The organism is Sorangium sp. So ce367 (genome assembly GCF_051520455.1).
GTDB classification, from domain to species: Bacteria; Myxococcota_A; Polyangia; order Polyangiales; family Polyangiaceae; genus Sorangium; species Sorangium cellulosum_B.
In genome coordinates this window covers 2,438,700-2,453,891 of the sequence record NZ_CP150334.1, presented here as the reverse complement: position 1 = coordinate 2,453,891, position 15,192 = coordinate 2,438,700, and the positions used below count along the sequence as shown (strand labels likewise).

10 protein-coding genes are annotated in these 15,192 nt (G+C 71.4%); 4 read left to right on the top strand and 6 right to left on the bottom strand.

Features of this window, described 5'->3' with window-relative positions; all coding sequences use genetic code 11:
- Nucleotides 1–1,034: 1,034 nt before the first annotated feature.
- Genes WME97_RS09435 through WME97_RS09425 form a run of 3 tightly spaced genes read right to left on the bottom strand, consistent with a single transcriptional unit; the run spans nucleotide 1,035 to nucleotide 4,927 of the window.
- Nucleotides 1,035–2,252, bottom strand: coding sequence for a tetratricopeptide repeat protein (locus WME97_RS09435; RefSeq protein WP_437551304.1), 1,218 nt, complete (start codon nucleotides 2,250–2,252; stop codon nucleotides 1,035–1,037).
- The gene (locus WME97_RS09430; protein WP_437551302.1) at nucleotides 2,249–3,811 is read right to left on the bottom strand and encodes a SpoVR family protein; all 1,563 of its coding nucleotides are present in this window, start codon (nucleotides 3,809–3,811) and stop codon (nucleotides 2,249–2,251) included. Before WME97_RS09430 ends, WME97_RS09435 begins: the two co-directional genes overlap by 4 nt.
- Nucleotides 3,812–3,817: 6 nt before the next feature.
- Nucleotides 3,818–4,927, bottom strand: coding sequence for a DUF444 family protein (locus WME97_RS09425; RefSeq protein WP_044964401.1), 1,110 nt, complete (start codon nucleotides 4,925–4,927; stop codon nucleotides 3,818–3,820).
- A gap of 188 nt (nucleotides 4,928–5,115) precedes the next feature.
- Between WME97_RS09425 and WME97_RS09420 the strand changes: the two genes are divergently transcribed.
- The 3 genes from WME97_RS09420 (at nucleotide 5,116) to WME97_RS09410 (ending at nucleotide 7,771) form a co-directional block, all read left to right on the top strand.
- Nucleotides 5,116–6,396 (top strand): hypothetical protein, encoded by a 1,281-nt coding sequence (locus WME97_RS09420; RefSeq protein WP_437551300.1) that lies wholly within the window; start codon nucleotides 5,116–5,118, stop codon nucleotides 6,394–6,396.
- A gap of 420 nt (nucleotides 6,397–6,816) precedes the next feature.
- A complete protein-coding gene (locus tag WME97_RS09415; protein ID WP_437551298.1) occupies nucleotides 6,817–7,317 on the top strand; it encodes a hypothetical protein in 501 nt (166 codons plus the stop codon).
- Nucleotides 7,318–7,612: 295 nt separating this feature from the next.
- Nucleotides 7,613–7,771, top strand: coding sequence for a hypothetical protein (locus tag WME97_RS09410; protein ID WP_437551296.1), 159 nt, complete (start codon nucleotides 7,613–7,615; stop codon nucleotides 7,769–7,771).
- A 762-nt stretch (nucleotides 7,772–8,533) separates the two neighbouring features.
- Here WME97_RS09410 and WME97_RS09405 read toward each other — a convergent pair.
- From WME97_RS09405 to glnE, 3 genes are all read right to left on the bottom strand, one after another.
- Nucleotides 8,534–9,937: a carboxypeptidase-like regulatory domain-containing protein gene (locus WME97_RS09405; RefSeq protein WP_437551294.1), complete on the bottom strand. Its 1,404-nt coding sequence runs from the start codon at nucleotides 9,935–9,937 to the stop codon at nucleotides 8,534–8,536.
- 448 nt (nucleotides 9,938–10,385) lie between these two features.
- Nucleotides 10,386–10,928 carry a hypothetical protein gene (locus tag WME97_RS09400; RefSeq protein ID WP_437551292.1) on the bottom strand — a complete coding sequence of 181 codons (543 nt, stop codon included), beginning with the start codon at nucleotides 10,926–10,928 and terminating at the stop codon, nucleotides 10,386–10,388.
- Between the two features lie 48 nt (nucleotides 10,929–10,976).
- Complete coding sequence (gene glnE, locus WME97_RS09395) at nucleotides 10,977–14,165, bottom strand: bifunctional [glutamate--ammonia ligase]-adenylyl-L-tyrosine phosphorylase/[glutamate--ammonia-ligase] adenylyltransferase (protein ID WP_437551291.1); 3,189 nt, start codon at nucleotides 14,163–14,165, stop codon at nucleotides 10,977–10,979.
- A gap of 125 nt (nucleotides 14,166–14,290) precedes the next feature.
- Here glnE and WME97_RS09390 point away from each other — a divergent pair, with 125 nt between their 5' ends.
- Nucleotides 14,291–15,052 (top strand): metallophosphoesterase family protein, encoded by a 762-nt coding sequence (locus WME97_RS09390; RefSeq protein WP_437551289.1) that lies wholly within the window; start codon nucleotides 14,291–14,293, stop codon nucleotides 15,050–15,052.
- Nucleotides 15,053–15,192: the final 140 nt, after the last annotated feature.

Below are 15,192 nucleotides of genomic sequence, written 5' to 3'. Positions count from 1 at the left end.
TCGGGGGTTGGTTGACAAGTGAGGCACGAACGAGGTTACCCGGGTTCGGGGTGCCCCGTCGAGTGCATCGCGAGGTTTCCAGCGAGCGCCATCCGGGCCTTCACGCGGCAGAAACGTCAGCGACCGCCCGGCCGGTTGCACCAGGCATGCCACCGCGCCGTAAAATTTCTGTAATACAGCTCGCATTTACCGAAGACCACTGGTCTCATGACCAGGTGAACCGATGTAGGGTGCCGCCTGCTGGCCGACGGCTCCGTTCGGTCGTTTCGCGCAGTTCCGGGTGAAACGGGCTCCGCTTGCCTCAGCAGGCGATGTTCGTGGGTCACCACGACAGGCAGACATTTTGTCCACAGAGCACCCGCGCCGGCGGCGCCATTTGTAGTTCTCTACACATGCGCTCCCGCTCGCCTCGGCGGGGCGCACAGTCGTTGACCATCAGACCATTTGGAGCAGCAGAAGAGAGGTAATCGAAAGTGCGTCGCTGCTGTCAACCCCTTCCTGCGCGCGGCCGAGGTGCGCTCAGACATCGTGTGGTCCCGCGAGTCGCCGCGGGAGTGCGAGGAGATCCGTGCGCCCACCTACCACGCAGCCCATCGCGCGCCGGAGCCGAGTGCGTCTCTCCGGCGCGGATTCGGTATGCGGCCCTCCCGCGCGGGAGTCGGCGTCTCGCGGCAGCGCCGCGACGAGTCCCGCGCCGGGCGAGCGCTCGCGGCTGGCGCCGGGTATCGTCAGGCGTCCGGAGCGCTTCACAACATCGATGGTCCCGCAGCCGTCGTCCTGCTGCCGGGCGCCGCTCGACGAGCGCCCTCACCTTCGCCGCGAGCGGCGCGAGCGGCGCGAGCGGCCAAAAGACGCGCGAGGTCGGACATGGAAACGATTGAGCTTGACAATCATCCATGCAGGCCGCGTGTGTTCACCGTCGCGCTGTCCGGCGCGGCAGCGCGCAGCCTCCCGAGCGCAGCGCGCAGCGCGCGCCTGACCGCGGGCTCGCGCCGCGCAGCGCCGCTGTGGCGCACGCGACCGGCGCCTCGGCGTCACCGCGGCGGAGCGCCGCGCCGCTCGATGGCGTCGAGCTCGTCCATCACCGCCTTCACGCGCGGATCCGTGGGATCGACGGCGCGCGCCTTCTCGTACGCTGCGCGCGCGTCCTTCAGCTGGCCCGACTGCGCAAGGGCGTTGCCCAGGTTGATCCAGGCGCTCCCGAGCTTGTCGTCGAGCCTGAGCGCCTCGCGGTAGAGCGCGGTCGCCTTCTGCAGGTCGCCGCGGAGGTGGTACGCATACCCGAGGTTCGATCGGTAGGTGGCGCGCGCCGGGTTGCGCGCCACAGCCGCCTCGAGGTGCGGAACGGCGCGCGCGGGATCGTTCGCGGCGAGGAGCGCCGTCCCGAGGTCGTTCTGCAGGCGCGCGTCCGCCGGCGAGAGCCTCGCGGCGCGCTCGTAAGCGCGGATCGCGTCGGCCGTCCTCCCCGCGGCCAGGAGCGCTGTCCCGAGGTTCGCCTGCCGCTCCGCGTCCCCGGGTGCGAGCTCTGCGGCACGCGTCAGCTCGCGGACAGCGTCTTGCAGGTTGCCGAGCGCGAGGTGAGCGACGCCGAGCGCGGAGTGCGCCTCGGCGTCGCTCGGGGCGAGCTCCGCGGCACGTGTCAGCTCACCGAGCGCGGCGTCGGCCCGGCCGAGGACGAGGAGTGTGCGGCCGAGCTCGAGGTGCGCGAGCGCGTGGTCAGGCTCGAGCGTCACCGCGCGCTTCAGCTCCGGGAGCGCGGCGAGCAGCGTCCTGTCCCCCGGCGCCCCGTTGTAGTCGGTGGACACGCCTGCCCTGGCGATCGCCGCGCGCTGGGCGCCGACGATCGCCGCCGCGTCCTTCTTGTCGAGCTGCGCGGCCGCGCGATAGGCCCTCTCGGCAGCGGCGAAATCGCCGCTCGCATAGGCGGCGTCGCCCTCTTCGAGCTTCCTGTCCGCCGGCGTGCCGGTGCCGCGCGCGACGCGCGGAGGAGGGCTCGCCGCCGCTGCCTCGCTGGTGGACGGCGCGTCGAGCGGGACGCCCGAGCCGACCGGCGGGCCCGCCGCGCCCGGGGCAGCGCCGCTCCCCGGAGGCGGCGCGGGCGCGGCGTTCGCCGTCGGATCGAGCCGGGCAGACGGCGCCGGGGCCTCCGCCGAGGGTCGCGGCGCCGGCGAGCGCGACGCTGGCGCCGCCGGGGCGCAGCCGGCGAGCGCGATCAGGACGCCGAGCCGGCGGATCGCTCCGCAGGCGCTCACAGCTTGTACGGGGTCATCGCGTGCTCCTTGCCGTCGTACCGGAGCAGCACAGGCTTGTTATCCATCTTCGTCGCCACGCCGACCGGCCGCTTCCAGCACCGGACGAGCGCCACGAGCGTCTCGCGCGCGTAGTCGGCCCGGAGGTCGAAGCCGCCGTGCACGTGCTCGAGCAGGAGCTCTCCCCGGTTGCCGTAGTTGGCGTCGACGACACGGATGTACGGGTCGCCGAAGTTCGTCAGCTGGAAGAGGAGCTTCTCCTTCACCTCCTTGAACTCGCGGCTCTCGATCTCGAACCTGTCGTTCCGCCCCGAGAAGCCGAACGTGTACATCTTCTGCTCGATCACGAACTCCGGCGTCAGGAACTCGTCGATGAAGGTCACGTCGTTGTAGAGCGCGCGCACCTGGAAGATCTTCTCGCGGCCGAGGCCGAGCCGCATGTCCCACGTGCGCTTCGCGTCGAGGTCCGCGCACTCCTCCCACTCGCGGCCGAAGCGGCCCTTGTTCCATCGCTCCTCGATGTAGCGATAGAGCTCCACGCCGACCTTGTAGGGGTTGAAGCGCCCCGGCGCCGTCGCCATGACACCGGCGTTGTTCTCGGCGTAGTCGATGATCTCCGACGCATCGAGGACCTTCTCGGTCATCATCTTCGAGTGCCAGTACGAGGCCCACCCCTCGTTCATGATCTTCGTCTGGCGCTGCGGGACGAAGTAGTAGGTCTCCTCGCGGATGATCTCGAGCACGTCGCGCTCCCACCGATCGAGCGGCGCGTGGTCCAGCAGGAACTTGAGCACGTCGCGCTCCGGGCGCTCCGGCACCTTGCGCTCCGGCTTCTTCTGGTCCTGCCGCTTCTTCCGCTGCGCCGCGAGGATCTCCTCCGGGTTGATGAAGGAGTCCATGTACTCCTTGGCCCGGAGCTTGTAGGTGTCCATCGGCTCCTCCGTGGGCTCCTCGTCCTCCCTGGCCACGGGACGGCCGGAGAAGGGGGCCCACGGGTCGATCAGGTTCTCGAGCGAGAGGCAGTGGTCGACGAACGCCTCGACCTTGTTGATGCCGTAGCGCTCGATGTGGCGCGACACGCGCGCGCCGTGGTTCGCCATCTTGTCGATCCACTTGCGGTCCGGATCGTAGGTCTCGCTCTTCCGCACCGGGTCGAGGATCGGGCCGCGATGGTCGAGATCGGTGGACCGGAAGCAGAAGTTGTTCTTGAAGAAGTCGACGTGCGCGTACACGTGCGCCATGACGAGCTTCTGGTCGGTGAGCGAGTTGCCCTCGAGGAGGTAGGCGTACGAAGGGTTGTTGTTGATGACCATCTCGTAGATCTTCGAGAGGCCATACTCGTAGCTCTTCGAGAGCTGCTCGTACTCCATGCCGAACCGCCAGTGCGGGTAGCGGCTCGGGAAGCCGCCGTACGCGGCGATCTCGTTCATCTGGTCGTACGTCAGCATCTCGAAGATGACGGGGAAGAAGTCGAGCCCGTAGTCCCGGGCGATCTTCTCGATGCGCTCCTTCTCGGTGCGCAGGTAGCGGGGAAGCGCGGTGTTCAGGGCGAACTTGCTCATACCGCTCTACTTCCCCTTCCCCAGGAAATCCTTGATGCTGCCCACGATGGCGTCCTTGTCCCTGATCTCGCTCACCACCACCCGATCGTCCTGCGAGAAGTGTTCTTTCAGATCCTTGATGAACTGGCCCGAGCCGTACGGGCTCTCGACCTGACCGTAGGCGAACATGTTGACCCGCGGCAGGATCTGGGTCTTGAGCACATCCACGCAGGAGAGCGTGTCGTCCATCGACCAGTTGTCGCCGTCGGAGAAGTGGAACGGATAGATGTTCCACTCGTCCGGCGGGTAGTCGTTGTCGATGATCTGCGAGCACAGCTTGTAGGCGCTCGAGATCATCGTGCCGCCGGACTCGCGCGTGTGGAAGAACGTGTCCCGGTCGACCTCGCGGGCGATCGCGTCGTGGATGATGAAGCGCGACTCGAGGCCCTTGTACTGGCGGGTCAGCCACGCATCGATCCAGAACGACTCGATGCGCACGATCTCCTTCTGCTCGTCGCCCATCGACCCGGAGACGTCCATCATGTAGATGATGACCGCGTTCGCGACGGGCTCGGTGATCGTCTTCCACGAGCGGTACCGCTTGTCGTCCGGGACGGGGACGACGACGGGCGCCGACGGGCGGAACGTCCCGCTCGAGATCATCCGCTTCAGCGCCTCGCGGTACGTCCGCTTGAAGTGGCGCAGCGACTCGGGGCCCACCCTGCGGATGCCGGAGTAGCGATCGTGGGCGTTCGAGATCTTGCTCTTGCCCTTGTCCTGGATGTCGGGCAGCTCGAGCTCCTCGCCGAGGATGCCGGCGAGCTCCTCGAGCGTGACGTCGACCTCGAGGAGGTGGTCCCCCTCGCCGCTGCCCGCCTGCCCCTGGCCGGGCTGCTTGTCGTCCGAGCCCCCCACGGGATCGCCGGGGTTGCCGTCGCCCTGCCCCACGCCGCCGCGTTGCTTGTCGCCGAAGCGGAAGCGCGGGATGTCGATCTGAGGGATGGGAATCGAGACGAGGTCCTTCCCCTTTCGTCCGATGAGCTCGCCCTGCGAGATGTACTTGCGCAGGTTCTCGCGGATGCGGCCGCGAACGATCTGACGGAAGCGCCCGTGATCCTGGTCGATCTTCAACGACACGCTCGCGAGTGTAGCATCGGAAGCCGCCTCGGGTCCGCACGTTCGGCGGGCCGCCGAGGTCTCCCGCCCCGGCGGCGCCGCCTCCCCGCTTCCGTTCGACATCTCCATCTCCACTTCCCCACGTCCCCGCCGTTGCCCCACCGCCACGCCCGCCCGTCGTGAACTGCCCCCGTGTTAGCCTCCGGGCTGTGCTTTTCCGAGCGCGCTGCCTCCTCGTGTTCCTCGTGCTCGTGGTCCTCGCGGCGCTGGCCCTCGGGTGCGGCTCCCGAGAGCAGCTCGTCGGGCTGCCCGATCTCGCGGGCGCAGGGGGCGCCCCCGACGCGCCGCCCCCGGACCCGCCGGTGTGCCGGGAGGACGGGCTCCCCTGCCAGGGCGCGGCGGACTGTTGCAGCGCCGCGTGCGCGCAGGGGATCTGCGGCGGCGACAGCTGCGCGCGGGACGGCGCGCCGTGCGCCGCCCCGGGCGACTGCTGCGCCGGCCTGTGCGCCGGCGGGCTCTGCGGGCAGGGCTGCTCGGCCGACGGGGCGCCGTGCCAGAGCGCGGCGGCGTGCTGCGCCGGGGTCTGCATGGGCGGAGCCTGCGGGCGGGGCTGCTTCCGGGACGGGAGCGCGTGCGGGTCCGCGGGACAGTGCTGCTCGCTGAGCTGCGTGGAGGGCGCATGCCGCGCGCCGTGCATCCCGAACGGCGCGCGCTGCAGCGCGGGCGACGCGTGCTGCAGCGGCGCCTGCGTCGCGGGCGCCTGCGCCGAGGCGTGCGCGCCCGACGGCTCCGTGTGCGGCCAGAGCGCGGACTGCTGCACCGGGCGCTGCAACGCGGGCATCTGCGGCGGGTGCAGCTCGGACGGGGTCGCGTGCGGCTCGGCCGATGCGTGCTGCTCCGGCGTCTGCGCGCAGGGCGTGTGCGGGGGCGCGGCGTGCTCGCACGCGCCGTGCGAGATCGGCGCGCCGCTCGCCGCGGACTGCGGCGGGTGCGCGGCCGAGCTCTGCCGGTTCGACCCGTTCTGCTGCACCACCAGCTGGGACGAGATCTGCGTCGGCGAGGTCCCCAGGCTCTGCGGGCTGGTCTGCGTCGAGTGCGCCGCAGACGGCAGCCGCTGCGCGTCCGGCGAGGCGTGCTGCAGCGGCGCGTGCGAGGACGGCGTCTGCCGGCCCCCGTGCGCGCGCGACGGCCAGCCGTGCGCGGACTCCGGCGAGTGCTGCAACGGCAGCTGCCAGGACGGCCTCTGCGGCGGCCCCGCTTGCCCGTCGGACGGGACGGGCTGCGGAGGATGCGTGGCCGAGCGCTGCTGCGCGCAGCTGAGCCAGTGCCTGCTCAGCCCCACCTGTGCGGACGACGTCGCGTGCTTCTTCGGCTGCCTCGACGAGGGGAGCGGCCCCGCCGTCTGCGGGTTCCAGTGCATCCACAGTCCGGAGACGTTGCAGCTGCTGCGCTGCGTGGGCAGGAGCTGCGGCGGCGGCACCTGCTTCTGACGCGCGGCGCGGGGCGCGATGGCGCGCGAGGGGAGCGGGTCTCGCGCGGGCGTGGGGCTCGCCGCGCCCGCGGCTCCACCGCGCGGGTCTCGGGCGCGGATTTGCCGAGCGCCTGACGCGCAATAGGCGCTTCCGCCGGGGTTGGCTACAGCGGATCCTGATTTCGATTCCGGTGCTTCCCGCCGACTTTCCGACCGGGAAAGAGGGAAGGCTGTGGCACCATGAGTCCACGAGCGAGCTCATGTCGAGAGAGCTCGGGGGGAGGGCTCAATGCCGAGAGGCGAGACATCGAAGGATACGTCCAAGCAGAGGAAGCGGGTCCAGAGCGGCGAGCGCGAGCAAGCTGCGCCCGCGATATCCCAGGGCGAGGCGGGTCGGAAGGCTCCGCGCAGGCGGACGAAGTCTGCTGCCGGCGCACGGATGACCGCTGTGTCGACCCGGCGGGTGACCCGGGCGAAGAAGGGAGCGAGCAAGGCAGGAGCGAGCGCCGCGGCGCGGCCGGGCACGGCGCGGAGCACCGCGGCGGCGGAGAAGAAGAAGACCAGCAGCGCGCCGAGGAAGGCGACCGCCGGACAGACGAGCCGGCAGCAGAGCGGCGCGGCCAAGAGGGCGGCCACGACGAGGAAGCGGACCGCCACCGGTAGCGCGGCGGGGCGCGGCCGGAGCGCGGCGGGCGCGACGCCGGCCGGCGGGCGCAAGACGACGCGCGCGGCGGGCACGACGCCGGCTGGCGGGCGCAAGACGACGCGCGCGGCGGGCGCGAAGCGCGCGGCGCCGCAGCGCGCAGCAGCGATGAGGAAGCCGTCGGCCAGCGCCCGCGTCGGGCGCGGAGCCGCGCGGCGAACGAAGGCGGCGCAGTCGGGCGCGCAGAGGGCGGGGCAGAAGCGCGCGACCGCCGGCAAGCGGTCGGCGGCCAGCTGAGCTGCAGCGTCGGGCGCGCCGCTCGCCGCGGAGCGCCCAACCGCACCTTTCCCGTCACATCCCATCCCAAGCATCCCAAGAGGCGCCGGCAGATCTCGGCCGTCAGGCCTCCGCGCGAGGCCCCCACCTCCGGGCGCAGCGGCACGCCAGCCACCTTCGCGGCCAGCGTGAGGGGTTGGCGCGCGCCCGCTCCGCCGCGCCGGCGACGAACGCGCCTGGGCGCGGCAGCGCGGCTGACGCGCACGACGCCGCGCCCGGGCGCGATCAGGGCGGTGACGGCAAGGGCTCGCCGACCATGAGGACCACCCAGGTGGCGGCCAGGAAGGGATACGGCGCCCCGCCGAGGCCTGGCATCGTCGACCGCGCGCGCCGCGCGCAGAGCGGGCAGCCCGCGTCGCCGCGCCGGCTGAACAGGTACCGGCGCGAGGACGGCGGCGGCGCAGGACAGACCTGAACTTCATCGCCCTCCATCACTCCGCGCATCCCCCCCATCTCGCCCTGCAGCGGAAGCGCCTCCGTGCGCCCGGTCTCCTGCGACGCCCCGCGCAACCGCGGAGCACGACCGCCCTCGCGAAGCCAACGCTCGATGGCCCGATATGCAGCCGCTGGCTTAGGGCGATGCTGGACCATCGTAGGAATGTCCCTTCTGCCGAGCCCAAGACCAGCGACCAGGCTCCGGATGTAACCCCGCACTGCGGGCGAGATTCATCCTAGCAGGATCCCCGGACCATGCATGGATGACATTCCGTATCTGCGTGGTGCCTCCCACCGCGACAGCCTCTTGTCTCGGCTATCGTCATGATTGTCGTCTTCGTACGTCTTCGTACGCCTCCGTCTGCTCAATCGATATCTCCGAGGCGCACGCGGAGCGCGGCGCGGCGAAATGGCTGCGCAGCGCGGCAGCGTGTCCCGCCGCCGCGCGCAATGGAGCACAGATGCTCCGCGGCTCGTGGTCTCCCGCGCTCAGGCGAGGCGGATAGCAACAGGATATCCCGGAGAGGAACGAAGGCGACCCCCGATGGCGCGCGGCGCTCGCCGGATCGAGCGGAGAGGACGCTCTCCGCCCATCATCAAGGATCGTTTGCGGGGCAGCTCGGGATGGAGACGACGTAGTTCAGGAGAATACCGACATGGGTCCTTCAGCCCCGGCGGCGCTCCGGGGCCGGCGCACGGGCGCCGGCGGCGCGGCGGACGCCAGGGACGCGGGAGAGGCAGGTCACTGCGGGATGGGGATCGGCGGCGGCTCGTCGTCGGGCACGATGCAGGACGACAGGTCGAACAGCATGAAGAGCAGCGCCTTCTCCTGCGCGCTCAGCTCCTCCGCGGAGCACCCCTCCGGGAAGGGCGGGCCCGTGAGGTCCGCCGCAGAGACATGGATGTCCGTGAACACGAGACGCCCGCACTGCTGATCTTCTGGGGCGTCGACGGGCGTGTTGAATGTGAAGTACTGGACCCCGGCCGGCTCGGGCTCGTTGTAATAGATCCACCGGGTCGAGACGTCCTCGGTCACGTCGCTCACCGTATGCTGCGCGCCGTTGATCACGATCTCGCCGGGCACGTCCGACGCGCCGACATTGACGAGCCACTCCGCGAGGGCTTGCCCCTTCGGGAGCGTGGTGTCCACGAGCGCCGTGAGAGGGCTCTCCGGGTCCGTGACGTCGTTGTCCCAGACCGCCGTGTCCGGGAACGGCGCCGGCCCCCGCTTCAGCCAGACGTTGTGCCAGTGGGACGCGAACACGCGCCCGCCGAGCGAGGTATAGTCGAACATGGCCTGGCGCGCGGGCCCGGGTTTGTCTTCCACGTGCGGGTCGCCCTCGCAGGCGAGGATCACCATGTCGTACTGGCTCAGGGCGTCGACGGTCCCCCAGAGGCTCGTGGCCGGCGTGAACTCCGCGCCTTGATTCAGGCGATCCGCATAGCGCGTCGTCACCTCGTGATCGACGTCTCCGCGGCCGGCGAACAGGTTGATCCGCCCGGTCCCGGTCTCCGGCGTGAACTCGCTCTCATCAATCCCGAGTTTGTGCAGCAAGCACTCGAGCGGATCGGCGCCGCCCGTCGTGAGGGCGATCTTCGGGATGTGCCCCTCCGATTGATTGCGCGGCAACCGGATGATCCCGGCGTCCGTCGCGGTGTCCTTGCATCGGTCGACCACGGGGAGCGTCATCTCGCGGCGCCATTTGCCCACCTGCACGACGAGCGGGATGTTCTCGCCGACCGGCACGTCCTCCAGGACGAACTTTCCTTCCGTATCGGTCAGCGCCGTCACGAGCGGTGAGCCGGAGAGCGTCGCGCTGCACTGATCGCAGGTCGCGCCGTCGGGGATGGGTTCAAGCGGCGCATTGGGGACGTAGACGATCACGTTGTAGAGCGGCAGTTTGCCCGAGGGGTCGTACACGGTGCCGCTCACCGTGGTCTTCGCCCCGTTCTCGCATTCGACCTGCTGGCATTCGAGGCCCTCGCAGTCGCCTTCGCCTCCGACGCCGCCCCCGCTGGCGATCGCCGGGAAGCCGCCGAAACCACCGCCAATTCCACCGCCAATTCCACCCCCACCGCCAGGCCCCGCGCCGCCGGATGCTACAGGCGCCGTGCCCCCGGTATCTCCGCAGGAGCAGCCAGCCATGACGCCCGGTGCTACAGCGATCGCAGCCATCAAGACTCCCGCCTTGCCCGACCAAGTCACCATTTCGAGCCTCCCGGCGACGCGAGCAAAGGTGCTCTGCTGCCGCCCAGTCTCTATCGTATGCCAGACTGTAGAAATCGGGAAGTATGTCCAGCAAAGAGCAGGAATGGAGCGATGGGTTATTAGGGCGAGCCCTGATACCTCTGACTACCGCGTCCGCGAAGGACATGCGTGTCGCGCGGTCGGACGGCCTGGACAGTGAATATTCGTGCGTCCGACATGGTGCGTGACGCAATGACAAGAAGGATTGACGGATCGATGATTCGTGACGAGCGCGTTGTTCTTTCGCACCGCGCGCCCCGTGCAATTGCTCCGCGAGCGAGGTCCCGCGACGAGCGCCGCTCGCGCCTCCGGCTCGCCTGAGCCCGCTTCGGGCCCGTCCGGCGGATTACTGCGGATCGACGCGGGTCAGCCCGAACCAGAGCACGGCGTGCCACCGCTCGTGCCACTTCAGCAGCATCGGTCCGATCGCGAGCCCGGCCTCCACGGTCCGCAGCTCGTCCTTGACCGCGCTCACCGGCCAGGGATTGCCGAACGCCTTCTCGCCATACGTCAGCGCGAGCGTCGGCTTGCCGTCGAGCTCCGAAGCGATCAGCTGCGCCTTGAAGCGACAGATCCGGCTCCCGAAGACCACGTTCGTGCCGGAGTTGCCGCCATGGTCGAACTCGTTCCCTTTCCAGGGCATCCAGCGCGACGCGAGCGCTGTGATCAGCGGGCGCGTCGCCAGGTGGATCCCGGCCGTCGGCTGCAGGGCGAGCAGGCGCCCTCGCGGCAGATCGCCGAGCTCCGCAGGATCCGCCGGCTTCCCTGCCTCGTAGAACTGCCTCAGCGTACCCGGGTGCGCGCCGACGAGGCTATCGAGGGAGGTCATCCCGGTGACATGACGGTGCCCGACGGACGGGCGTGCGCTCTGCTCGCTCTGGGTGGTCATCGGAACGCCTGGCATTCCACCGCGTCCGACTAGGGTCAACGGCAACCGTCAGCGCTCGTCTTCGCGCGGTTCCGCCGGTTCCCCCGGTTCCGCAGGTTCCGCCGGTTCCCCCGCGCTCGCCGTGCTCGCCGCTCGCGCCTCGCTCGCCTCACCGAGAGACGCCGCGCCGCCCGCGACGATGGCCTCGTACGCCCGGCGCACGCGCTCGGTGATCGCGCCGTAGCGCGCGAGCAGCTCGCGCGCGGCCTCGGCCGCGGTGCGGCCCCGGATGCCCGTCCGACGCGCGAGGGTCGGGACCCCGGGCGCGTCTTCCTCGAGGAGCTGCGACGCGTCCGCGTGCACGATGCGGATCCGCTGCTCCAGCTTGCGCAGGAACGCGTGGCCGTCCCGGAACGTCTCGGCGTGCTCGGCCGAGAGGTGTCCGGCCGCGGCGAGCGCGTCGATCGCCGCGAGCGTCTCGGTGGTCCTGACGCGCGGATCGGCGCCGTGCCGGATCTGCAGGAGCTGCACCGCGAACTCGATGTCCGCGAGGCCGCCCCGCCCGAGCTTGAAGTCGCGGCGGCCGCGGCGCTCGTGCGAGAGCTCGCTCTCCATGCGCAGCCGGAGCCGGTGGATCTCCTCGGCGATCCGATCGAAGTCGTCCGCCTGGAGGTACGCGGCCTCGTGCACGATGGCGATCGCCTCCGCCCCGAGCTCGGGATCGCCGGCCGAGGCGCGCGCCCGGATGAGCGCGAGCCGCTCCCAGATCGCCGCGCGCATGTGCCGCGCGCCGGGCGACGACTCCGGCTCCGCGGGCGCCGGGGAGGCCGCGTCGGCGCGGCGGATACCGTGGTAGCGAGCGAACGAGTCGATGGACGTGACGAGCAGCCCCTGGCTGCCCGACGGGCGCAGGCGCGTGTCGAGCTCATAGCCTGGGCCCGCCGCGTGCGACATGGAGATGAGCCGGATGATCTGCCGCGCGCGCCGCGCGTAGTACGTGCCGGGGTCGGACGCGGCCCCTTGCTCGCCGGGCGGCGCGCACGCCGGGTCGAACAGGAAGAAGACGTCCAGATCCGAGCCGTAGCCGATCTCGCGGCCGCCGAGCTTGCCCATCGCGATCACGGCGAGCCCTCGCACGGGCTCGCCCGGCGGTGTCCCCAGCGCGAAGCGCGTCGCGGCCTCGAGCGACGCGTCGGCCAGATCCGAGAGCGCGAGGGTCGCCTCGCGCGTACCGACCTCGCCGCTCAGGTCGGCGAGGCCGACCTCGATGGTGACGCGCGCCTTGGCGCGCCGGAGCGCCCCGATGAGCGCCTCCTCCGGATCCTCGTCCGGCGACGCCTCGCTGAGGCTGGCCTCGATCGTGTGTCGGATCAGCTCGGCGCTCGGCGCGCCGCGCGCGAACAGGACGGCGTCGACGAGCTCGGGGTACCTCACCATGGCGTCGCCGATGAACGCGCTCGAGCCGAGCGCCTCGACGAGCCTGCGGAGCGCGCGCGGCTCGTCGCCGAGCATGCGCGCGTAGACGGAGGAGTGCCTGATGCGGGAGAAGCACAGCCGGAGGAAGCGCGCGGCCTGCTCCGGATCGGCGGCGTCGACCACCGCGGCGAGCAGCGTCTCCGCGAGGGACGAGGACGCCTCGCGGCTGCGCGCCCCGAGCAGGCCGTCCGGGTGGCGGGACAGCTCGAAGAGATCGTCGGCGACGTCGCGGAAGCGCGCCGTCAGCGAGGCGTGCGGCTCCGGCGGCGCGGCGAGCTCGGGCGCGGCGCCGTCGGCGGCGGCCGCCGGCTCGCCGCCGAGGACGAGCACGGCGTGCTTCGCCAGCGCCTCGGCGAACGCGTCGCGATCGCCGTGGTCGAGCGCGGCCATCGCGTCGATCCACCGCGACGGCCGGGCGCTCCCCTTCGGCAGGAGCGACAGGAGCCGGGCCTTGATGCGCCCCCGGCGCTGCGCGGTGTCGGCCAGGAACGCCGCGGCGTCCTCGAAGCGCAGCGCCCGCGCGAGGCGCGCGATCTCCGCCTCGCTGTCGGGGAGGAGGTGCGTCTGCACGCCGGTCGCGGACTGCACCGCGTGCTCCGCGCGCCGGAGCGCGAGGTAGCCCTCCACGAGCTCCCGCCCCTCCCGGTCGGTCACGTACCCCAGGGTGCGCAGGCGCCGCAGGCCGTCGAGCATGCCCTGCGCGCGCGCGCGGGGCTCGCGCCCGCCCCAGATGAGCTGCAGGGCTTGCACGAAGAACTCCGCCTCGCGGATCCCGCCCGGGCCGAGCTTCAGGTCGCGCGACGCGTCGTGCGGGAGCTCCGCGCGAGCGCGATCGACGAGCTCGATCATGTCGACGGCGAGCTGCGGATCGACCTGGCGCCGCCACACGAACGGGCCGAGCACCCCGAGCGCCTCGGCGCCAAAGTCGAGATCGCCGGCGATCTCGCGGGCGCGGAGCAGCGCGGCGCGCTCCCAGAGGCGGCCAAACGACTCGTAGTAGCGCTCGGCCGCGGCCAGGGAGTTGACGAGCGGACCGCTCCGGCCCTCCGGGCGGAGCCGGAGATCCACGCGCCAGACGAAGCCGTCCTCCGTGACCTCCTCGAGCGTCGACGTGAGGCGGCGCGCGACGCGGGCCCAGAAGTCGTGCAGGGTGACCGAGACGGCGCGATCGCCGGGCAAGCCCACGTGCCCGTCGTCCGTGTCGTAGAGGTAGATCAGATCCACGTCGGAGCCCGCGTTGAGCTCGTCGCCGCCGAGCTTCCCCATCCCGAGCACGACGAACTTCGAGCGCGCGCCCGTCGCGGTGCGCGGCTCTCCGAACCGCGCGGTCACGGCGGAGACGGCCTCGGCGAGCGCGACCTCGATCGTGGCCTCGGCGAGCGCGGTGAGCTCGCGCGCGGTGACGTCGATGTCCGCGCCGCCCGCCGACGGCGGGAGCAGCTCGCGCAGCGCGACGCGGATCCGCTCCTCGCGCGCCACGCGCCGGAGCTCCCGCCGGACGCGGTCCGTGTCCGAGACGTCGCCGACGCGGCTCCGGATCCGCGCCAGGTACGTGGCGCGATCGCGCGCCGTCTGGTGGCCTTCCGCCGCGAGCCGCTCCACGATGTCCGGATTCGCCTCGATGATCGCGCCGATCGCGGGGTAGGCGGCCGTCAGGAGCGCCGCGATCGCGAAGGCCATCGTCCCGGGACGAAGCCGAGACGACAGCCGCTCCGCGCGGTCCTTCACGCGTTGCTCATCGATCGCGCTCGCGATCTCCAGGAGCCTCGAGACCTGTTGCATGGCGGGAGGCTAGCAAGACCGTGGGGGCGTGAACGGCGGTTCCGCAGGGCCCGACCGCCGGTTTATCGCGACCTGGCCCCACCTCGCGCCTTGGCGGCGTCGCTCTCAGATCCTATGCTCGCCGGGTGCGATTGCTCTGCGTCTCGGATATTCACGGCCACGCCGACGCGCTCGCGGCGGTCCTGGCCACGGCCGAGCGCCGAGGGTATACCCAGCTCCTGGTCGCCGGAGATCTCTGCTTTCCCGGCCCGAAGCCGCTCGAGACGTGGCGCCGGCTCACCCAGGCCAAGGCGGTTTGCGTACAGGGCGTATCGGATCGCGCCCTGGCGACGCTGGACCTCGACAAGGTCAGGGCGCGGAGCGAGCACGAGCGAGCGCGGCTCGATCGCCTGTCCCAGACGCGCACCGAGCTCGGCGAGCTGATCCTTGCGCGGCTGGCGCGGCTCGCCCCGACGTACCGCCTGCCGCTCGAGGACGGCGGCGAGCTCGTCCTGGTCCACGGCTCCCCGGCGGATCCGCTCGAGCCGATCTCTCACGACATGACCGATGAGGAGGTGCTCTCCCTGCTCGGCGACGATCCGGCGGATGTCGTGATCTGTGGTGGCTCCCACGTCCCGTTCGATCGGATGGTGGGCGGCGTGCGCATCATCAACGTCGGCTCGGTGGGCGAAGCGCCGTGCTCGCTGCGGGGCGACGTGCGGAGCACCGTCGATCACGTGCGCGTCGGTGCGCGCGCGCCTGGCGAGCGTGGCGAGCTTGGCGAGCTTGTGCGGAGCGGCGCCGTCTCGGGGTATGGCGCGGGGCACGCCGACGCGACGTTCGTCGAGCTCCGAGCGGGCGAGCTCTGGGTCGAGCAGCTCGTGGTGCCGCTCGGCAGGGCTGCGTGAGCGCGCAGGTGCGCGGGAGCGCTCCGTCGGGAGCGGGCGCAAGGGGTGGGAGACGCTCGAGCCGCGCGAAACGCGCGAAACGCGCGACGCTCCGTCACGCACCCTACCCGACAGGGAACATCGCCTGTGCCATGCCCTCC

What these genes read in the sequence shown, in the direction of transcription:
- WME97_RS09430 (WP_437551302.1), bottom strand. Translation starts at nt 3,811, where the DNA reads ATGAGCAAGTTCGCCCTGAACACCGCGCTTCCCCGCTACCTGCGCACC.
- WME97_RS09415 (WP_437551298.1), top strand. Translation starts at nt 6,817, where the DNA reads ATGACCGCTGTGTCGACCCGGCGGGTGACCCGGGCGAAGAAGGGAGCG.
- WME97_RS09410 (WP_437551296.1), top strand. Translation starts at nt 7,613, where the DNA reads ATGAGGACCACCCAGGTGGCGGCCAGGAAGGGATACGGCGCCCCGCCG.
- WME97_RS09405 (WP_437551294.1), bottom strand. Translation starts at nt 9,937, where the DNA reads ATGGCTGGCTGCTCCTGCGGAGATACCGGGGGCACGGCGCCTGTAGCA.
- WME97_RS09400 (WP_437551292.1), bottom strand. Translation starts at nt 10,928, where the DNA reads ATGACCACCCAGAGCGAGCAGAGCGCACGCCCGTCCGTCGGGCACCGT.
- glnE (WP_437551291.1), bottom strand. Translation starts at nt 14,165, where the DNA reads ATGCAACAGGTCTCGAGGCTCCTGGAGATCGCGAGCGCGATCGATGAG.